General features: G+C 66.3%; 17 protein-coding genes. 1 reads left to right on the top strand and 16 read right to left on the bottom strand.

The window, feature by feature from the left end:
• Positions 1-67 precede the first annotated feature (67 nt).
• The 8 genes from NOF53_RS08990 to NOF53_RS08955 all read right to left on the bottom strand — a co-directional run bounded on the left by NOF53_RS08990 (position 68) and on the right by NOF53_RS08955 (position 11,207).
• A complete protein-coding gene (locus NOF53_RS08990; protein WP_255967453.1) occupies positions 68-2,614 on the bottom strand; it encodes a [protein-PII] uridylyltransferase in 2,547 nt (848 codons plus the stop codon).
• Positions 2,604-2,942 (bottom strand): P-II family nitrogen regulator, encoded by a 339-nt coding sequence (locus NOF53_RS08985; protein ID WP_005240467.1) that lies wholly within the window; start codon positions 2,940-2,942, stop codon positions 2,604-2,606. Before NOF53_RS08985 ends, NOF53_RS08990 begins: the two co-directional genes overlap by 11 nt.
• 57 nt (positions 2,943-2,999) lie before the next feature.
• Complete coding sequence (locus NOF53_RS08980; protein WP_255967450.1) at positions 3,000-4,304, bottom strand: ammonium transporter; 1,305 nt, start codon at positions 4,302-4,304, stop codon at positions 3,000-3,002.
• 167 nt (positions 4,305-4,471) lie between these two features.
• Positions 4,472-5,866, bottom strand: coding sequence for a signal recognition particle-docking protein FtsY (ftsY, locus tag NOF53_RS08975; RefSeq protein WP_255967448.1), 1,395 nt, complete (start codon positions 5,864-5,866; stop codon positions 4,472-4,474).
• Positions 5,867-5,931: 65 nt separating this feature from the next.
• Complete coding sequence (gene smc, locus NOF53_RS08970; RefSeq protein WP_255967446.1) at positions 5,932-9,537, bottom strand: chromosome segregation protein SMC; 3,606 nt, start codon at positions 9,535-9,537, stop codon at positions 5,932-5,934.
• A gap of 22 nt (positions 9,538-9,559) precedes the next feature.
• A complete protein-coding gene (locus tag NOF53_RS08965; protein WP_255967720.1) occupies positions 9,560-9,829 on the bottom strand; it encodes an acylphosphatase in 270 nt (89 codons plus the stop codon).
• A gap of 8 nt (positions 9,830-9,837) precedes the next feature.
• Positions 9,838-10,767, bottom strand: coding sequence for an NHL repeat-containing protein (locus NOF53_RS08960; protein WP_255967444.1), 930 nt, complete (start codon positions 10,765-10,767; stop codon positions 9,838-9,840).
• Positions 10,767-11,207: an OsmC family protein gene (locus NOF53_RS08955; protein WP_255967442.1), complete on the bottom strand. Its 441-nt coding sequence runs from the start codon at positions 11,205-11,207 to the stop codon at positions 10,767-10,769. The genes NOF53_RS08960 and NOF53_RS08955 overlap by 1 nt, the downstream gene beginning before the upstream one ends.
• Positions 11,208-11,372: 165 nt before the next feature.
• Between NOF53_RS08955 and NOF53_RS08950 the strand changes: the two genes are divergently transcribed.
• Positions 11,373-12,044, top strand: coding sequence for a pyridoxamine 5'-phosphate oxidase family protein (locus tag NOF53_RS08950; protein ID WP_255967440.1), 672 nt, complete (start codon positions 11,373-11,375; stop codon positions 12,042-12,044).
• Here the strand turns inward: NOF53_RS08950 and mutM are convergent.
• The 8 genes from mutM to NOF53_RS08910 all read right to left on the bottom strand — a co-directional run bounded on the left by mutM (position 11,986) and on the right by NOF53_RS08910 (position 19,870).
• A complete protein-coding gene (gene mutM, locus NOF53_RS08945; protein WP_255967438.1) occupies positions 11,986-12,864 on the bottom strand; it encodes a bifunctional DNA-formamidopyrimidine glycosylase/DNA-(apurinic or apyrimidinic site) lyase in 879 nt (292 codons plus the stop codon). The two genes, NOF53_RS08950 and mutM, sit on opposite strands and share 59 nt — an antisense overlap.
• Entirely contained in the window at positions 12,857-13,615 is a 759-nt protein-coding gene (gene rnc / locus NOF53_RS08940) for a ribonuclease III (protein WP_255967436.1), read from the bottom strand. Before rnc ends, mutM begins: the two co-directional genes overlap by 8 nt.
• 19 nt (positions 13,616-13,634) lie before the next feature.
• Positions 13,635-13,817, bottom strand: coding sequence for a 50S ribosomal protein L32 (gene rpmF, locus NOF53_RS08935; protein WP_005240446.1), 183 nt, complete (start codon positions 13,815-13,817; stop codon positions 13,635-13,637).
• 2 nt (positions 13,818-13,819) lie between these two features.
• The gene (locus NOF53_RS08930) at positions 13,820-14,431 is read right to left on the bottom strand and encodes a YceD family protein (RefSeq protein ID WP_305086701.1); all 612 of its coding nucleotides are present in this window, start codon (positions 14,429-14,431) and stop codon (positions 13,820-13,822) included.
• 102 nt (positions 14,432-14,533) lie between these two features.
• Positions 14,534-15,307: a DivIVA domain-containing protein gene (locus tag NOF53_RS08925; protein WP_255967718.1), complete on the bottom strand. Its 774-nt coding sequence runs from the start codon at positions 15,305-15,307 to the stop codon at positions 14,534-14,536.
• A 107-nt stretch (positions 15,308-15,414) separates the two neighbouring features.
• Positions 15,415-15,906, bottom strand: a complete 492-nt coding sequence (gene coaD / locus NOF53_RS08920; protein ID WP_255967431.1) for a pantetheine-phosphate adenylyltransferase — start codon at positions 15,904-15,906, stop codon at positions 15,415-15,417.
• Positions 15,903-16,469, bottom strand: coding sequence for a 16S rRNA (guanine(966)-N(2))-methyltransferase RsmD (gene rsmD, locus NOF53_RS08915; RefSeq protein WP_255967429.1), 567 nt, complete (start codon positions 16,467-16,469; stop codon positions 15,903-15,905). The genes coaD and rsmD overlap by 4 nt, the downstream gene beginning before the upstream one ends.
• Positions 16,466-19,870 (bottom strand): pyruvate carboxylase, encoded by a 3,405-nt coding sequence (locus NOF53_RS08910; protein ID WP_255967427.1) that lies wholly within the window; start codon positions 19,868-19,870, stop codon positions 16,466-16,468. The genes rsmD and NOF53_RS08910 overlap by 4 nt, the downstream gene beginning before the upstream one ends.
• Positions 19,871-19,875 lie beyond the last annotated feature (5 nt).

Here is a 19,875-nt window from a genome sequence, read left to right as displayed (position 1 = left end):
TCCTGAAGTCATGCGAGTGTGCGGTGGATATTCTCGGGCACCAGCGTAGCCGCTCCGGCGCGGCCGATCACTCCGGCCCGGCGCCCTCCTGCTTCTTCGGCTTCGGCAGTGGAACGACGCCGAGGATCGCACGCTCGACCTCTTGCCTGCTCGCCCGCGTGTCGTGACCACCGAGATCGAGACAGAACGAGTCGACGACCGATGATCCCAGCGTCGTCACCCTCGCCCAGCGGACGTCCGCGCCGCACGTGTCGAACGCGGCTGCCAGCCGGCACAGGAGACCGAGCCTGTCTTCCGCCCGCAGTTCGAGTATCACCTCGCCGGGTGCAGCGGTGTCGAACCAGATGACCCGCGGCGGGGCCTGCGCGTACAACACGGGAACAGCTGCTTCGCCCCGCTCCTCCACCGCGGCGACGCGCTGGCTCTCGCGGGCCTCGTCTTCCTTGCCCGTGAGCATGTCCAGCAAATTCAGCTCTCCCGCCAGTGCCCTTATCAACTCCTGCCGGAGCAGACCTGCCTGCGGAGGAGCTCCGAAACGCGGCGACACGACGAACGAATTGACGGCCGAATCGCCGGAACTGCCCAACGATGCCGAGTAGACCCGAAGAGAATGCAGCGCAAGCACTCCGGCAGCCTTCGACAACAGTCCGCGCTCGTCGGGGGCGATGACCGTGACAACGTAGGTGTGGGGGCTGTCGGCCGGGTTCAACGCCACATGGACGCCGCCGGACGCCGCCAGTGCGACATGTTCCGGATCGAGCGGATCCGGCGCGGGAAGATTTTCGCCCGCCATGATCAGCCGGCACCTGCGGACCAATTCCCCGATGAGCGAGGACTTCCAATCACCCCATACGCCGGGACCGGTCGCGAGCGAATCGGCTTCGGCCAGGGCGTGCAGCAACTCGAGCAGTACACCGTCTCCACCGAGCGCCTCCACGACCCGTTCCACCGTCTCCGGGTCGTCGAGGTCGCGTCGGGTCGCGGTCTGCGGCAACAGCAGGTGATGTCGAACCATGGCCGTCAGCGTCGCGATGTCCGACGGCCACAGTCCGAGCCGCTTACCGATCTGAATCGCCAGTTCCGCTCCCACCACGCTGTGGTCGCCTCCGCGACCCTTCCCGATGTCGTGGAGCAATGCGCCGAGCATCAGCAGGTCGGGCCGGGCGACGCGTGTGGTGAACCCGCTCGCATACGCCGCGGTCTCGACGAGATGACGATCCACCGTCCAGGTGTGCACGGCGTCCCTCGGCGGCAGATCGCGGACAGCCCCCCACTCCGGCAGGAGCCTCCCCCACAGTCCCGTACGGTCGAGAGCCTCGATCGCGGCGACGGCCCGGCTTCCCGAGCCGAGAAGGACCAGAAGGTCGTTCAGTGCCTCCTTCGGCCATGGTTCCCGCAGTTCCGGCGCGTGGTCGGCCAGGCGGTTCAGCGTCGAAGCGGACATCGGCATACCTGTGGTCGCCGATGCTGCCGCCACCCGCATGACGAGACCGGGGTCCTTGCTGGGCCGGGCATCGCGTGCCAGAACCACCTCACCGGCATGCTCGACCACACCCTCGTCGAGAGGCCGCCGTACCGGTGGCCTCCGCAGTCGGGCCAGACCCCGTCGCGGCAAGGCGTTTCCCGCCGTCCGCACCCCGACGTCCACCGAGTAACTGATGGTGCGCGCGGCGTCGCTGAGCATCCGGGCGAGGTCGAATCGATCGCCGATCCGCAGCGCTGCGCCGATCTCGTCGGCGTCTTGGGCCCGCAGTTGATCACGGGGGCGTCCCGCGACCCGGTGCAGCTCGGTGCGCACGTCGAGAAGACGACGATGCGCGAGTGCGAGTCCCCCACCGGGCGACTCCGGTCCGAGCCCGGGCATGCCGTCGGTGAGCTGCGCGATGGACAGCGCATTGAGCAGCTGTACGTCCCGCAGTCCACCGCGACCGCTCTTGAGATCCGGTTCGGCGCGATGGGCGATTTCACCGCTACGTTCCCACCGCGACCTGGTTTGCGCGATCAGTTCGTCGAAGCGGTTGCGGATGTCGGTGCGCCACTGTCGACGGACTCCGCTGATGAGAAGGTTGCTCAATTCGACGTCGCCGACAATGTGCCGGACCTCGAGCATCCCCAGTGCCGCAGTGATATCCGTGGATGCCACCTGCAACGCCTGCGGGATGGTCCGGACGCTGTGGTCGAGTTTGATGTGTGCGTCCCACAGTGGATACCAGAGCTTGTCGGCGACCTGGGACACCACGGCGGGATCCATGTCGTCGTGGAGCAGCACGAGGTCCAGATCGGAGTACGGCAGCAGTTCGCGGCGTCCGAGTCCCCCGACCGCGACGAGAGCGAACCCACCGTCGCGCTTGATACCGACCTCGGCACCTTTTGTGGTCAACCAGAATTCGTGCAGGTCGACGAGGGCGTGCCGGAGGGCAGGCGCGTCCAGTCGACGGCCGTGTCCTCCCCTCGCACCGGGGGTGCTCTCCGAACCGCCGCTGAGGAGTTGTCGGCGTGCGCGGGCCAGGTCCGCAGCTTCGTTCGATCCGCCTGACGCAACCGGCCCTGGTTCCGTCGCCTTCGCGACGGGACCAGGGCCGGTCTTACCGGACCCGTTGGGGTCAGAGCGCATCCGCGCCGCGTTCCCCGGTGCGTACCCGGATGACCGACTCGACGGGCGACACCCACACCTTGCCGTCACCGATCTTCCCGGTGCGGGCGGCTTCGACGATCACCTCGACGACCTTGTCGACTGCCGCATCGTCCACTACCACCTCGACCCGGACCTTCGGTACGAAATCGACCGAGTACTCGGCTCCGCGGTAGACCTCGGTGTGCCCCTTCTGGCGGCCGTACCCCTGGACCTCGCTGACGGTCATGCCCAGGACGCCCGCCTGCTCGAGTCCCGTCTTGACGTCCTCGAGAGTGAACGGCTTGACAATTGCCGTGATCAGCTTCATTTCGTTGTCCCTTCCAAAGCTCTTCAGTACTCGGTGTTCACTCTTATCACTTGCCGATCAGGCGAAGTCGTAAGCGGTCTCCGCATGTTCACTCTCGTCGATGCCCTGAGCCTCTTCCTCGGCGGACACCCTCCAGCCGAGCGGCTTGAGAGCGAACGCGATGACAGCGGTCAGGATGCCGGTGAACACGAGCGCGAACAGGGCGATCACGATCTGGACAACCAATTGCTTGTAGTCACCACCGTAGAACAAACCGGTCGACGTTCCGAAGAACCCGATGGCCACGGTGCCCCAGAGTCCGGAAACGAGGTGGACACCCACGACGTCGAGCGAGTCGTCGTAACCGAACTTGAACTTCAGACCCACGGCCAGCGCCGACAGGATGCCTGCGATCGCGCCCAGGACGAGCGAGCCGACCGGACTGAGGGCACCCGCCGCCGGGGTGATGGCGACCAGGCCGGCGACCGCACCGGAGGCTGCGCCGAGGCTGGTGGCGCGGCCGTCACGGATACGTTCCGTCAGGAGCCAGCCCAGGATCGCGGCGGATGTGGCGGAAGTCGTGTTGACCCAGGCGAGTCCGGCATTGCCGTCGGCGGCGAAAGCCGAACCCGCGTTGAAGCCGAACCAGCCGAACCACAGCAGAGCGGCACCGAGCATGACGAAAGGCAAGTTGTGCGGACGGAACGCGGTCTTGCCGAATCCGATGCGCTTTCCGATGATCACGGCGAGGACGAATGCGGCGATACCGGCGTTGATGTGAACCACGGTGCCACCGGCGAAGTCGATGGGGGCCACCGAGGCGACCAATCCGCCCTCACCGTCATCGGTGGTTCCGAACATCTTTGCCGCGAGCCCGTCTTCCGAGCCGGACAGCAGACCGCCACCCCACACCATGTGAGCGAGGGGGAAGTACACGATGGTGACCCACACACCGGAGAACAGCAGCCAGGTGCCGAACTTGACGCGCTCAGCCAGGGCACCGCTGATCAGTGCGGTGGTGATCATCGCGAACGTCACCTGGAAGGCGATGTCGATCACGTTCGGGTAGCCGAATGCACCCGCGATGAAGTTGCCGTCGGCATCGGTGATGCTGTCCTTCAGTCCGAAGAACTCGAAGGGGTTCGCGAAGATGCCACCGATGTCGTCGGTCCCGTAGGACATCGACCAACCCCACAGCACGTAGATCACCGCGATGACCGCCATGGCGCCGAACGACATCATCATCATGTTCAGCACGGATTTCGACCTGGACATACCGCCGTAGAAGAACGCCACGCCCGGCGTCATCAGTAGAACCAGGGATGCTGACATCAGCATCCATGCGGCGTTGCCGGAGTTTGCCAACACTTCGTCGGGACTCACTTACTACCTCCTAGTCGCGCGCTGCTCTGCACGTCGTCAGGAAGAAGGTTCGCTTTGCGGTGTTTCGGCTGTGCCACTGCACTGTTTCGCGCGCGTGAACGCATGACCCTATTGTGTTGCGTACAGGTTTCGTAACGGCAGTTGCAAGGTTTTCGTCGCTGTTCCGCTCAACCCAGCAAGGCGTCGACGAACGCGCCAGGTTCGAACGGGGCGAGATCGTCGGCACCTTCTCCCAGCCCGACGAGCTTCACCGGGACACCGAGTTCGTGTTGCACCTGGAATACGATGCCGCCCTTGGCCGTGCCGTCGAGCTTCGTGAGCACCACCCCGGTGATGTCGACGACCTCGGCGAACACGCGCGCCTGCGCCAGACCGTTCTGACCGATCGTCGCATCGAGCACCAGCAGCACGTCGTCGACAGACGCCTTCTTCTCGATCACGCGCTTCACCTTGCCGAGCTCGTCCATCAGACCGGTCTTGGTGTGGAGGCGGCCCGCCGTGTCGATCAATACGGCGTCCACGCCGTTCTCGATGCCCTTCGATACGGCATCGAACGCGACGGCAGCCGGATCCGCGGCTTCCTTGCCCCGAACCACCTCAGCACCTACCCGTTCCGCCCACGTCTGGAGCTGGTCCGCGGCCGCGGCGCGGAACGTGTCCGCCGCCCCCAGGAGAACTCGCCTGCCGTCGGCGACGAGAACACGTGCGAGCTTGCCGGTGGTCGTGGTCTTGCCGGTGCCGTTGACCCCGACGACCAAGAGGACCGCGGGGTGGTCGTCGTGCGGAAGCGCACGAATCGAACGATCGAGTTCGGGACGCAACTCGGCGATCAGTACCTCGCGCAGCAGCGCCCGGGCATCGGCCTCGGTGCGGACGCTCCGCGCCGCCATTTGCTCACGCAGCGCGGTGACCACCTTCGTGGTGGTCGCCGACCCGAGATCCGCGATCAGAAGGGTGTCCTCGACCTCTTCCCACGAGTCCTCGTCCAGGTCACCGCCGCCCAGCAAACCCAGCAGGCTCTTGCCCACGGCAGACTGCGAGCGGGACAGCCGACCACGCAGACGGTCGAGCCGTCCTTCGGTGGGAGCGATGACGTCGAGCACCGGCGCGGCAGGAGCCGGTTCCGGTTCGGGCGCGACCTCGGGTTCCGGCTCGACCTCGGGCGCGACAACCGGTTCATACGTGACCGGCTGCGGCGGGACCGTCGGCTTCTCCGGGGCCTTCTCCGGCTCGGGAGCCTTCTCCGGCGCCGGGGGCACGACGACCTCGGGTTCGGGCGCCGGCTTCGGCACAACGGGTTCGGGCGCCGGCTTGGGCACAACAGGCTCGGGCGCAGGTGGACGTGGCGGCGCCGTCGCCGTCGACCCTTCACTGAAACTGAAGCCGGTACCAGCGCGATAACCTCCCGACCGGTCCTTCTCGGTGGCGATCTGTGGAGTGTCGGGCGCCTTCAGGGAGATCTGGCGTCGCCGGTACAGCACTGATCCGACAACGAGAACGACGAGAAGAACGGCCAATGCGGCCGCGATGGCAATCCAGGCTCCGGTAGTCACGCCGCCCATTGTTTCAGGCGCCGGTTTCGCCCGTGCAGTGCCTTCCCGGGGCGACGCCCTCGACCGCAGCGCGGTCAGGCCTCAGCGGTCGCCATGTCCTGTCCCCGCAGGCGCTGGGAGATGACGGTAGTGATGCCGTCACCGCGCATGCTCACGCCGTAGAGTGCATCGGCGACTTCCATCGTCGGTTTCTGGTGGGTGATGACGATGAGCTGCGACTTCTCCCGCAGCTGCTCGAACAAACCGATGAGACGGCGCAGGTTCGTGTCGTCCAGCGCTGCCTCGACCTCGTCCATCACGTAGAACGGTGACGGCCGGGCCCGGAAGATCGCCACCAGCATCGCGACCGCGGTCAGTGACTTCTCCCCACCCGACAGCAACGACAGCCGTTTGACCTTCTTCCCGGGCGGGCGGGCCTCCACCTCGATGCCGGTGGTCAGCATGTCGGACGGATCGGTGAGCACCAGCCGCCCCTCACCACCGGGGAACAACTTCGCGAACACCTGTACGAATTCCCGTTCGACGTCGACATACGCCTCGGTGAACACCTGCAGGATCCGGGCGTCGACATCAGCGACGACACCGAGCAGGTCCTTGCGTGCCGTCTTTACGTCTTCGAGCTGGGTCGAGAGAAAGTTGTACCGCTCCTCCAGTGCCGCGAATTCCTCGAGGGCGAGCGGGTTGACCTTTCCGAGTGTCGCCAGATCCTTCTCGGCACGCTTCGCGCGACGTTCCTGCGTAGCCCGGTCGTAGGGAACTGGCGCAGGCATCGTCACCTGCTCGCCACGCTCCTTCGCCTGCTCGTACTCCTCCATCTCCAGCGGAGACGGTGGCAACGACACGTCGGGCCCGTATTCGGCGATCAGGTCGTCCAACCCGATGCCGTGCTGTTCGAGGATCGTTTCCTCGAGCTGCTCGATGCGCATCGCAGCCTGAGCGCGAGCCACCTCGTCGCGGTGGACGGCGTCGGTCAATGAAGCCAACTGCCCCGTCAACTGACGCACCTTTTCTTTGACTTGTTCGAGCTGCTCGGTCCGTTCGGTGCGTGCTCGGGCGAGTTCGTCGCGGTGTGCCATCGCCGCCTCGACCACGTCACCGAGGTGGTCGGCCACCGCCTGTCCCGATTCGGCGACCGCAGCCGCGACCGCAGCGGCATTCTGCCGCGCCTTCATTGCACGTTCCGCACGTGCCCGGGCATCTCGTTCCACCTGGGCCGCCCGGCGCAGCGAATCCGCCTTCCCGCGCACCGACTCCGCGCGCTCCTCGGCTGTGCGAACCGCGAGACGTGCTTCCACCTCGACGGCGCGCACTTCGGCGAGCGCCGCGGCTGCCATCTCACGCTCGTAGCTCGTGGATTCGGACCCTCCCGATTCGGTGCCGGCGGGCGAGGAGTCCTCCTCGGCCAGGCGCAACCGCTCTTCGAGTTCGGCGAGAGCCGCCACTGTCTCCTCGCGTCCACTCTCGGCCTTCTCCCGTTGCCGGGTGAGGCGATCGGACTCGGCATGCGCCGCGCGTGCCGCCTGCCCGAGACGGCCGAGCCGCTCATAGATGGCGGACATCGCGGCGTCGGACTCGTTGAGGGCGGCAAGGGCTTGCTCTGCGTTCTCCTGGCGCGCGGCCTGTTCCGTCAGCGCCCCCGCCAGGGCTGCAGACAGCTCCTCGGATCGCCGTTCGGCACGGGCCAGATCGCTCACCGAATTGTCGATCGCGGCCTGAACTTCGAGCGTGCTGGGCTGCCTGTCCGAACCGCCACTGATCCAGCCGGCGCCGAGTAGGTCTCCGTCCCGGGTGACCGCACGCAAGTGCGGTGCGGAGTCCACGACCTCGACGGCGTCGTCGATGGAGTCGACCACCACCACGCCGGTGAGGAGTGCCGACAGCCCGGTTCGCAGCTCGACCGGGCACTCGATGACATCGACCGCCCAACGGGCACCGAAGGCGAGCGAGGTGCCCGACGGTGGCGTCCGGTCACAGCCGATCAGTAAGGAGGCCCGTCCGCTGTCGGTGTCCTTCAGCGCGCCGACCGCCGCGCGGGCTGCATCGAGCGAGTCGGCGACGACGGCATCGGCGGCCGGTCCCAACGCTGCTGCGACCGCCCCTTCATAACCCTGTTCGACGGTGATGAGGCCGCCGAGCGGTCCCGCAATGCCGTCGTCGCTGCGGTTCTCGACGAGCCAACCGGCCCCGTCTTTGCGTTCGAGTCCCATCGACAGAGCGTCGATCCGGGCGCGCAGGGACGCCACCTCCTGACCCGCCGCGCGTTCGGCGCTCTGCAGTTCGGTGACACGCTCGGTAATGAGGCGCAACGCCTCGACCGCTCGCTCGTGGTGGGAGTCGAGCCCGACTTCCCCGGCGTCGAGGTCACCGATCTCGTCCTGGACCACTTCGAATTCGGATTGCGCGGCGTCGCCGCGCGCCCGCGCTTCCTCGATGGCCACCGTCAATCGCGACACCTCGGCGTCCACCGAGTCGGCGCGGGACCGCAGGGTGTCGACCTGGCCCGACAGGCGGGCAAGCCCCTCCCGGCGGTCGGCGATGGCGCGAACGGCCGCCATGTGCGCGCGTTCCGCTTCAGCGGCGGCCTCCTCCCCCGATGCCAGCTGCTCCTTGGCCGCGTCGAGAGCCGCGCGCGCCATCTCGACGGCTTCGGCCAGTTCCTGTTCTTCCGTAGCGAGCCGGTCGGCCCGCGCCTCCATCTCGTCGGGATCCTGGCCGCGGTGCGCCGAAGGCTCCGAATCGAGGTGCCGCGCCCGTTCGCGGGCGATCCGAATGGTGGCGTTCACGCGCTCCGCAAGGGCAGACAATTGAAACCACGTCTGTGCGGCCGCCTCGGCGCCCGGCGTCAGCCGCGACAGCTCCTGCTCGTGACGGCCGAGTTCGAGATTGGCCTCGTCGAGCGCTTCGGTGACGGCATCGTGCTGCTCGCGTGCCCTCTTCTCGTCCTGCGCCTGATTCTCGAGGTCCGAGCGGCGCGTCACCAGGTCATCGGCGGCGAGCCGGAGCTTGGCATCGCGAAGATCGGCCTGCACGGTCTGCGCGCGACGCGCCACCTCCGCCTGCCGTCCCAGTGGCTTGAGCTGGCGGCGCAATTCGGCCGTCAGATCGTTCAGCCGGGCGAGGTTGGCCTGCATGGAGTCGAGCTTGCGGACAGCTTTTTCTTTGCGCTTGCGGTGCTTGAGCACTCCCGCAGCTTCCTCGATGAACGCGCGCCGGTCCTCCGGACGCGACTCGAGGATGGCTGCCAGACGCCCCTGCCCGACGATGACGTGCATCTCCCGGCCGATGCCGGAGTCGCTGAGCAGCTCCTGCACATCCATCAGGCGGCAGGAGCTGCCGTTGATCTCGTATTCGCCTGCACCGTCGCGGAACATCCGACGGGTGATCGAGACCTCGGAGTAGTCGATGGGGAGCGCCCCGTCCGAATTGTCGATGGTCAGCGTGACCTCGGCGCGGCCGAGTGGTGCTCTGCCCGCGGTGCCCGCGAAGATGACGTCTTCCATCTTGCCGCCGCGCAGGGCTTTCGCTCCCTGCTCACCCATCACCCAGGTGAGGGCGTCGACCACATTGGACTTACCTGATCCGTTGGGTCCCACGACGCACGTGATACCGGGTTCGAATCGCAGAGTCGTTGCGGACGCAAAGGATTTGAATCCCTTCAGCGTCAGACTCTTCAGATGCATGACGGACGACTTTACCTTCGGTTCACCGTTCGACGAACCCGGTGAGGTCACCGCGAGCAGAATCCCACTGCTCCACCACCAGGTCCACGTCGCCAGGCGTGTTGCCTGAGCGCAGGAGTGCGAGCAGCGCGTCCAGCTTCTCGCGTGGGCCCTCGGCGATCACCAGCACGCGGCCGTCCGCCTGGTTGGCCGCATAGCCGACGAGACCGAGTTCCAGTGCTCGCGCGCGCGTCCACCACCGGAACCCCACACCCTGTACGTAGCCGTGTACCCACGCTGTCAGTCGTTCCATGCTCATTGTCACGGCCGTTCCAGTCGGTAGATGGTTCCGGTGAAACTCGTTGCGTAGAGGGCCTCTGCGTTCCAGCCCGGCCCGGCACCGAACCGTACCGACGACACCAGCGGAACCCCGGACGCGATCGCGCAACTGTCTCCGGTCGCCGGATCGACGCGCACCACCTTGCCGCCGCCGTTGTAAGCGACGTACACGATGCCGTCCGGCCCTACCGTGAGGTCGTCCGCGGCATTGAGAGGACCGGCCCCGGGCAACGGAATCGACACGATCGGGCCGGTGAGGTCGTCCACTCGCAGAATGCGCAGCGTGGTGGTGGTATCGAACGTCGTCACCGTGTAGATGTTCCCGTCGTGGGCAGCGAGACCGTCCACGGTTCCCAAATCGGTACGCACCGTTTCCGGCGTGTGCGGTTCCGCGGCGGGAACACGGGTCAGTCCCGCTCCGGCCCCGAGGTTCCGGGCGGTGAGGATGTCGCCGTTGTCGAGTCGAACCAGGCCGTTCGGCATGACGAGCCCCTGGGCCACCGTGCGCGTATCCCCGGTCTCGAGGTTCACGACGTCGATCGTTCCGCTCTCCGTTCCGGCAACCCCGGACGAGAATGAATTACCCGTCGCAAAGTAGACGTCTGAGCCGTGCACCGCGATGCCGCCCGGCGCATCGACGTCGGGCACGATTTCGCGGATCGTTCCGTCCGGGTCGACTCCGTCGACACCTCCGCCCCCGACGAGGCCGGTGCGGGACACCAGCATCGTTCCCGCCCCGTCGAAGGCGAGGTTCTCCACTACGCCGGCACCCGAGACCACCTCGGACACTGCCCATGGCGTGCAGGTCCCGACCGGCGGTGCGAAGGCCGGGCCGGCGGCGGCGGGCGCGGCCGCGAGAAGACCCGCGCAGAGCACCGACCCTCCGGCGAGGGCGGTCAGCTCACGCCGCATCAGGCGTCGCTTTCGACGGTCAGCGTGACTTTCGTTCCCGTCTTCAGAGTCCGGCCCACCGTGCACACCTTGTCTACCGAGCGTTCCACGAGCGCGACGAGACGCTCCTGCGCCGCGGCGTCGAGTTCGCTCAGATCCAGTTCGAGGACCTCGTCCAACTGCGGGTACACCTCGTTCTCTCGATCGGCCGCGCCCGACACCCGGATCGTGGCGTCGTAGCTGTCACCAAGCCGTCGCGACAGTGGGAAGTCCGAACTCATGCCGGTGCATGCCGCAAGCGCGATCTTCAGCAGCTCACCCGGAGTGAAGACGCCTTCGACGCCGTCCGAACCGATCAGGACCTCGGCGCCGCGCGAGCTGCGCCCCGTGTAGCGGCGTGTGCCGGTTCGCTCGACCCACAACGAGGTAGTGGCCGGCGTGTCGGAAGTCTGTTCTGCCATGCGAGCAATCCTGCCACCCGCCACCGACCGGCCTGCACGACGGGCATATACGCACCCGACTCGAGACCCGGCCGAAGTTGTGTGTTGTGGGCACCGAAGCAGAGCAGAGGCAATCGGTGCGCCGTAGGGTGAACCGACCAACGACGCCGGAGACGTGAGCGGGGAATGCAGATGGGCCAGATCGGTAGCGCGGGAGAGCGGAGTCTTCAAGTCGTGCACGGCACCGAGGATCGTGCCGCCAAGTTCTACTCGGACCAGATGCTCGACCACCTCAATCCGACAATGATCGACTTCGTCGGACGCCAGGAACTCGCGTTCGTCGCCACCGCCGACGCGTCCGGCGAATGCGACAACAGCCTGCGCGCCGGCGCACCCGGTTTCATGCACGTCATCGATCCGAAGACACTGGCGTACCCGGAATACCGTGGCAACGGGGTAATGGCGAGTCTCGGAAACATCAGCGAGAACCCGCACGTGGGAATCATTCTCGTCGACTTCGTCCACGACCTGATCGGTCTGCATGTCAACGGGTCCGCCCGGATCGTGGAAGACGCGGACCTGCGTTCCGAGATCGCGGATCTGCCAGCAGATCACACCAAGGGCCGGGTGCCCGAGCGGTGGGTCGTCGTCGAGGTGGAAGAGGCGTACATTCACTGCCGCAAGCACATTCCGCGGATGGCGCCCGTACCGCAGCACCGTGAGTGGGGCACGGATGACGTGAAGCGCAAGGGCGGCGACTACTTCGACGCCAAATCGACCCTGCGTCACGACGAAGAACTCAGTCAGGAGGTCTCGGCGGACTTCGCCGCGGCGCGGGCTGGCAACTCGGGCAGCTGAACGACGAGCGATTCATGAACCTCTCCCGACGGATCGCGGTACCGCACCGCGGGCAGGGACGATCCTCTCGCCCGTATGCGGACAACGACCGATCGAAATAGCCGGACTCGCCGTTCACGTTCACGTACAGGGCGTCGAAGGACGTGCCGCCTTGGGTGAGGGCTTCTCGCATGACCTCCTGAGCGGCACTGAGCAGTTCACGGAGTTTCGCAGCGGCCAACCGATCGGTGAGCCGGGATCCGTGAATCTGCGCGCGCCACAGTGCCTCGTCCGCGTAGATGTTGCCGATGCCCGACACCACCGTCTGGTCGAGAAGGGCACGTTTGATCTCGGTGTGCTTGCGGCGCATCACCGTAACGGTCGCCGCGGAATCGAACCTCGTGTCGAGTGGATCCCGGGCGATGTGCGCAACCGAGTCGGGGATGAGCGAGCCGTCGACGTCGACCAGCGGCGCGAGCGCCCATCCACCGAAGGTGCGTTGATCCACAAATCGAAGATCGAGTCCCGAATCGAGGCGCGCCCGAATGCGCAGATGTCTTTCGGTGACGGCCTCGGGCGGCTGCACGAGCATCTGCCCGCTCATTCCCAGATGCACCACGAGCGCGACTGCACTTGGTTCGAGAACCAGCCACAGATACTTTCCGCGGCGGTCAGCTCGCGCGATCCGCTCGCCGGTGAGCTGTCCGGCGAGATCCGCTGCGCCGAGGAGGTGACGACGGATCGCCCGGGGGTGAAGGACATCGATCGACGCGATCGACGCTCCGACGATGTGCCGTTCGAGTCCGCGGCGAACTACCTCTACCTCGGGGAGTTCAGGCACTGACGTTGTCGGCGGCTACGTCGGGGCCACCGTCGGACAGTGTGTTCCACGCAGTACTCGCGGCCTTCTGCTCGGCTTCCTTCTTGGATCTGCCGATTCCGACTCCGAACGGCTTACCACCCACCACGACCGTGGCGGTGAACTCTTTGTCGTGGTCCGGTCCTGTTGCGGTGATCTCGTACGAGGGGACACCGACACCGCGTTCCGCAGTGAGTTCCTGCAGGCTCGTCTTCCAGTCGAGTCCTGCGCCGAGACGCGGAGCCCGTTGGAGGAGGTCGCTGAAGAGATCGAGTACCACTCGCCGCGCTGTCTCGATCCCGTGCTGCAGATGGATAGCCCCGAGAATCGACTCCATGCCGTCCGCCAGGATGCTCGGCTTGTCCCGCCCGCCCGTCATCTCCTCGCCCTTGCCGAGGAGTAGATGCGCGCCGAGCCCGCCGTTACCGAGAGATCGGGCCACCTCGGCGAGCGCGTGCATGTTGACAATGCTCGCTCGGATCTTCGCGAGGTCACCCTCGGACTTCTCCGGATGTGCCAGGTACAACTGCTCGGTGATGGTGACGCCGAGCACGGAGTCGCCGAGGAACTCGAGCCGCTCGTTGGTGGGAAGACCACCGTTCTCGTACGCATACGAGCGGTGAGTCAACGCCAACGTGAGCAGCGGGGGTTCGATTTCTACGCCGAGGGCGGCGAGGAGGGAAGCATGATCCTCCTCGCCGCCGGCGGTTGCATTGCTGATGTCGCTCGTCACGACGCCTCTCCGTGGCGAACTAGACGGCGGCAGTGACCTGGCGGCCCTTGTATGTGCCGCAGGACGGGCACGCGACGTGCGGCAGCGTCTTCTCGCCGCAGCCACGGTTGGGGCAGGTGACGAGGGTAGGCACAGTGGTCTTCCACTGGCTGCGACGCGACCTCGTGTTGGATCGCGACATTCTGCGCTTGGGGACAGCCACTTCTACTTCTCCTCGGCTTCGTTGTTCACAAGATTCTTGCTGGGTTCTGATTCCACGCCAAATTTGGCTGCAAGACCAGCCCAGCGAGGATCAAGTATGTCATGCCCATGGCCAGATTCGGCAATCGCCAGGCGAACGCCACATTCTGGGCACAATCCTTGGCAGTCGTCACTGCAGAGCGGCTGCAGGGGAAGTGCTAGTCCGACCGCATCGATGATGACGGGCTCGAGGTCGATCTCGTCGTCCTCGACGCGATAGATTTCGTCCTCGTCCGTGGTCTCCTCGGTGGCACTGTCCGGGTATGCGAACAGCTCGGTGAGGCTGAGATCGACAGATCCGGTGAAAGGCTCGAGACACCTTGAGCACTCTCCGACGGTGTCGGCACCGACGGAACCGGTGACCAGGACGCCTTCGGACACGGCTTCCAAACGGAGATCGAGATCGATCTTTTTTCCTTCTTCGATCGCGATCAGGTCGAGTCCGATGCGCCGCGGCGCCGTCACCACCCGTTCCACGGTGCGCATCGAACCGGGACGACGGCCTAGTTTGACCGTGTCCAGCACGAAATCCGCGTCCCTACGGGAACGCGATGAGCTGCGGCGATGGGTTGACAACACACTTCACTTTCGAGAAAGAGCAAACGACTAAGGGCAACCACTCCACGATACGCAATCAGCGTGGATGATCCAAATGCCGCCGGAGGAAACCCCTGACGGTCAGCGGCGTCGCTCGGACCGCCGGTCGTCCGCGTCGTAGTCGGAGGCGTAGTCGGGCACGCCCGACCCCGTCCGTAACTGCTGACGTCCCCGGCCGACGGAGCGAATGGTTCCGGACAGGAACTCTTCGAACTCGGCGAGTTTCGTGTCGACATACAGGTCACAATCCGACCGGAGCCGGTCCGATTCGGCGTGCGCGGCGTCGATCACCCGAGCCGACTCGGCATGCGCCTGCTGCACGACCTCGGTCTGGGACACCAGGCGCTCCTGCTCGGCGGTACCTTCCGCGACGGACCGCTCGTACGAGGCCTTTCCGGCGTCGATCATGCGATCGGCCTCGGACCGGGCGCGGGTGGTGAGAGTGTCGTACTCGCGCTGCCCCTCGGCGATGGTCGCCTCGGATTCGGCCTGCGCATCGGTGACGAGTTGCTCGGCGTGCGCACGCGCCTCCGCGACCATCCTGTCGGCCTGAGCTTTCGCGTCGGCGAGGATGCGATCGGCGTCGTCCCGCGCGTTCTCGATGGTCGAACCCGCCTCGGCGTTGGCACTGGCAACTGTCTTTTCGGCGTTCGACCTGGCGTCACCGACCAGTTTGTCGCGGTGGTCCAGCACGTCCTGAGCGTCGTCGAGTTCACCCGGAATCGCGTCGCGCACGTCGTCGAGTAATTCGAGAACATCGCCGCGCGGGACCACACAGCCGGCGGTCATGGGCACACCGCGTGCCTCTTCGACAATCGCGACAAGTTCGTCGAGCGCCTCGAAAACCCGGTACACGAATAACCCCAATCTTTCATGACCTCAACAGGTCGGCGCAGCCTACTTCGTGCAAGTCTGCCGGATGGGAACGTCAGGGGTGCGCCGCGACGGCCGGTGTGTCGGGATCAGCTCTCGGTTGCCCGCTCCGCGATCCTCGTGAGCAGGCGTGCATGCACTTTCTCGGGCAGCATTCCTGTGACGTCGCCGCCGAACGTGGCCACTTCCTTGACCAGGGAGCTGGAGAGATAGCTGTACGCCGGGTTGGTGGGAATGAACAACGTGTCGACACCGGTGAGCTTGTGGTTCATCTGCGCCATCTGCAGCTCGTAGTCGAAGTCGTTGGCACCACGCAGACCCTTGACGATCGCGGTGATCCCTTGCTGCTTGGCGTAATCCACGAGCAGGCCGTGCCACGAGCTGACTCGCACGTTCGGCAGTGCACTGATGGAATCCTCGAGCATCTCGATCCGCTCTTCGACGGTGAAGAGGCCACGCTTGCTCTTGTTGATCATCACCGTGACGACGACTTCGTCGAACTGCGCGGCAGCTCTGCCGATCACGTCGAGATGACCGTTGGTCACAGGGTCGAAGGATCCGGGGCAGACAGCGCCAGTCATGAGTCCAGACCGTAGCAGGTCGCCATTTCGATCCGGGCCTCGCCGTACTTCTTCGCCTTGACGGGCGCGTAACCGTCCGGCCACGACGTCTCCGGGGACCGTGACGACCGCTCGAGGACCACGACCGACCCGTCGGCGACCCAGCCCTGCGCCCGCAACTCGCTCAGAACCGCCTGCACTGCGCCGTCATCCACCGCATACGGCGGGTCCGCGAGAACCAGGTCGTAGACGCGATCGGCGATGCCGGACAGGACGGCGGACACCGGTGCCGTCCGCAGCGCTGCACCCGGCAACCCGACAGCAGTCACATTCTGCGAGATGACTCCCGCCGCTTTGGCATCCGACTCGACGAGCACCACACGGTCGGCCCCGCGTGAGAGCGCCTCGAGCCCCAGTGCCCCCGAGCCCGCATACAGGTCGAGAACCGAGGCACCCTCGAGGTCCATTCGGCTGTGCAGTGCGCTGAACAGTGCCTCGCGGACCCGGTCCGAAGTGGGCCGGGTCCCGCTCGGCGGGACCCGCAGGCGTCGACCGCCCGCGAGTCCCGCGATGATCCGAGTCACTCGCTCGCGGACTCGCCTGTCGACACGACGGCGAGGAGATCGCCGCCCTCCACCTGCTGGACCGACCCGATGGCCAGCCGGGAGACCGTGCCACTTCGAGGGGCGGTGATGGCCGCTTCCATCTTCATGGCCTCGATGGTCGCGATCGTGTCACCGGCGGCGATGTGCTGGCCCTCGGTCACGGCGAGGGTCACCACACCGGCGAACGGCGCCGGCACGTGGCCGGGGTTGTTCTTGTCGGCCTTCTCCGCGGCCGGGAGCTCACTGGAGATGGACCGGTCGCGCACCGACACCGGACGCAGCTGCCCGTTGAGGATGCACATGACGGTGCGGTATCCACGCTCGTCGGGTTCGGAGATGGCCTCGAGCCCGATGATCAGCTCGACACCCTGTGCAAGGCGGACCCGGTGCTCGTCGCCGCGGCGCAGGCCGTAGAAGAACTGGTTGGCCGAAAGCTGCGACGTGTCGCCGTACTTGTCCCGGTGCTCGAGGAATTCCTTCGTCGGGCCGGGGAACAGCAACCGGTTGAGCGTGGCTCGGCGTTCCGCGGACGTGCCGGAGAGTGCCTTCTCGTCGTCCGCGGACAGAGCCACCTCGGGCTTGGCGGCTCCGCGCCCTTCGAGGGCACGGGTGCGGAACGGTTCGGGCCAGCCACCGGGCGGAGTGCCCAGTTCGCCGCGCAGGAATCCGACCACCGAATCGGGGATGTCGAACTTCGCCGGGTTCTCCTTGAATTCCTCGGTAGACGCACCGGATCCGACGAGGTGCAAGGCGAGGTCGCCGACAACCTTCGACGAGGGGGTGACCTTCACGAGACGTCCGAGCATGCGGTCGGCGGCCGCGTACTTGGCCTCGACCTCCTCGAACTTGTCGCCGAGACCGAGAGCGACGGCCTGCGTGCGCAGGTTCGACAGCTGGCCGCCCGGGATCTCGTGGGTGTAGACGCGTCCAGTCGGGGCGGGCAGCCCGGACTCGAACGGCTTGTACACCTTGCGCAGAGCTTCCCAGTACGGCTCGAGGTCGCACACGGCTTGCAGGTCGAGCCCGGTGTCGTACTCGGAGTGCGCGGCCGCCGCCACGATTGCCGACAACGCCGGCTGGCTGGTGGTGCCGGCCAGCGCGGCGGAGGCGCCGTCCACCGCATCCGCGCCTGCGTGCCACGCGGCCAGGTACGTCGCGAGCTGCCCGCCGGGGGTGTCGTGGGTGTGCACGTGCACGGGCAGGTCGAAGTTCTTTCGCAGCGCCGTCACAAGGGTGGTAGCGGCAGGCGCGCGCAGCAGTCCGGCCATGTCCTTGATCGCGATGACGTGCGCACCGGCCTCGACGATCTCCTCCGCGAGGCGCAGGTAGTAGTCGAGGGTGTACAGCTTCTCGTTCGGGTTCGACAGGTCACCGGTGTAGGACAGGGCGACCTCGGCGAGAGCGGTGCCGGTCTCGCGGACAGCGTCGATGGCCGGCCGCATCTGGTCGACGTTGTTGAGAGCGTCGAAGATGCGGAAGATGTCGATACCGCTGTTGGTGGCCTCCTCGACGAAAGCCCGCGTCACCTTCTCCGGGTACGGGGTGTAGCCGACTGTGTTCCGTCCACGCAGCAGCATCTGCAAGCAGATGTTCGGTACGGCCTCACGCAACGCCGACAGCCGGTACCAGGGGTCCTCGTGCAGGAACCGCAGAGCAACGTCGTAGGTGGCACCGCCCCACGCCTCGATGGAGAGCAATTCCGGGGTCAGACGCGCGACGTGCCCCGCGACGTCGAGCAGACCGCTGGTACGCACCCGCGTAGCGAGCAGCGACTGGTGCGCATCGCGGAACGTGGTCTCGGTGACGGCGAGGGCTTTCTGCTCCCGCAGCGCCTTGGCGAATCCCTCCGGCCCCAGGGCGAGGAGCTTCTGGCGGCTGCCGTCCGGCGGCGGGGTGGAGAGGTCGATCTGAGGCAGCTTGTCGCGCGGGTATACCGCCGACGGCCGCTCGCCGTGCGGCTTGTTCACTGTCACGTCGGCGAGGTAGGTCAGGATCTTGGTGCCGCGGTCGGCGGAGCTGCGCAGCGTGAGCAGCTGGGGGCGTTCCTCGATGAACGAGGTGGTGACGCGGCCCGCCTTGAAATCCGGATCGTCGAGCACCGCCTGGAGGAACGGGATGTTCGTCGACACACCGCGAATGCGGAACTCGGTGACCGCGCGGCGCGCCCGGGCGACGGCGGTTTCGAAGTCGCGGCCACGGCACGTGAGCTTGACGAGCATCGAATCGAAGTATGCGGAGACCTCTGCCCCGACCGACGTTCCGCCATCGAGGCGGATACCGGCACCACCCGGGGTGCGGTAGCCGGTAATCCGACCGGTGTCCGGACGGAACCCGTTGGCCGGGTCTTCGGTGGTGATGCGGCACTGCAGCGCCGCTCCACGCAGGGTGATCTTGTCCTGGCTCAGGCCCAGATCCTGGAGGGTCTCCCCCGAGGCGATCCGTAGCTGCGACTGCACCAAATCGACATCCGTCACCTCTTCGGTGACTGTGTGCTCGACCTGGATGCGCGGGTTCATCTCGATGAACACGTGGTTGCCGCGGGTGTCGAGGAGGAATTCGACGGTGCCCGCGCAGGAGTAGTTGATCTCCTTCGCGAACGCCACGGCGTCCGCGCAGATCTTCGCCCGCACCTCTTCGGGAAGGTTCGGGGCCGGCGCGAGCTCGATGACCTTCTGGTGCCGGCGCTGCAGCGAACAGTCTCGCTCGAACAAGTGGATGACGTTGCCCTGACCGTCGGCCAGGATCTGGACCTCGATGTGACGCGGATCGATGACCGCCTGCTCGAGGAAGACCGTGGGATCACCGAACGCCGACTCCGCCTCACGCGCGGCCGCCTCGATCGACTCCCGCAATTGGGACGGCTCGGCAACCCGGCGCATGCCCCGGCCACCGCCACCGGCAACCGCCTTGACGAAGATCGGGAACTGCATGGTTTCCGCCGCCGCGAGCAGCTCGTCCACATCCGCTGACGGCTCCGACGACGCCAGGACCGGAAGGCCGGCGGCCTTCGCAGCCGCGATAGCGCGGGCCTTGTTGCCGGTCAGCTCGAGAACCTCCGCGGACGGGCCCACGAACGTGATGCCCGCTTCTGCGCAGGCTGCGGCCAGATCCGGGTTCTCGGACAGGAACCCGTAACCGGGATAGATCGCGTCGGCACCGGCCTGCTTCGCGGCAGAGACGATCTCCTCGACCGAGAGGTACGCCCGAACCGGGTGCCCCTCCTGGCCGATCTGATAACTCTCATCAGCCTTGAGACGGTGGATCGAGTTCCGATCCTCGTACGGAAACACCGCAACGGTTCCAGCACCTAGTTCGTAGGCGGCACGGAAAGCGCGGATCGCAATTTCGCCACGGTTGGCGACCAGGACTTTGGAGAACATTGAAG

It is taken from the genome of Rhodococcus tibetensis (assembly GCF_024438035.1).
GTDB classification, from domain to species: Bacteria; Actinomycetota; Actinomycetes; order Mycobacteriales; family Mycobacteriaceae; genus Rhodococcus_F; species Rhodococcus_F tibetensis.
The sequence above is the reverse complement of the archived record's forward strand: the minus strand, read 5'-3'. Positions and strand labels throughout refer to the sequence as shown.

Coding starts and splice junctions, on each gene's coding strand:
- NOF53_RS08965 (WP_255967720.1), bottom strand. CDS start 9,829: ATGGAACGACTGACAGCGTGGGTACACGGCTACGTACAGGGTGTGGGG.
- NOF53_RS08955 (WP_255967442.1), bottom strand. CDS start 11,207: ATGGCAGAACAGACTTCCGACACGCCGGCCACTACCTCGTTGTGGGTC.
- smc (WP_255967446.1), bottom strand. CDS start 9,537: ATGCATCTGAAGAGTCTGACGCTGAAGGGATTCAAATCCTTTGCGTCC.
- ftsY (WP_255967448.1), bottom strand. CDS start 5,866: ATGGGCGGCGTGACTACCGGAGCCTGGATTGCCATCGCGGCCGCATTG.
- NOF53_RS08985 (WP_005240467.1), bottom strand. CDS start 2,942: ATGAAGCTGATCACGGCAATTGTCAAGCCGTTCACTCTCGAGGACGTC.
- NOF53_RS08960 (WP_255967444.1), bottom strand. CDS start 10,767: ATGCGGCGTGAGCTGACCGCCCTCGCCGGAGGGTCGGTGCTCTGCGCG.
- NOF53_RS08950 (WP_255967440.1), top strand. CDS start 11,373: ATGCAGATGGGCCAGATCGGTAGCGCGGGAGAGCGGAGTCTTCAAGTC.
- NOF53_RS08910 (WP_255967427.1), bottom strand. CDS start 19,870: ATGTTCTCCAAAGTCCTGGTCGCCAACCGTGGCGAAATTGCGATCCGC.
- coaD (WP_255967431.1), bottom strand. CDS start 15,906: ATGACTGGCGCTGTCTGCCCCGGATCCTTCGACCCTGTGACCAACGGT.
- NOF53_RS08990 (WP_255967453.1), bottom strand. CDS start 2,614: ATGCGCTCTGACCCCAACGGGTCCGGTAAGACCGGCCCTGGTCCCGTC.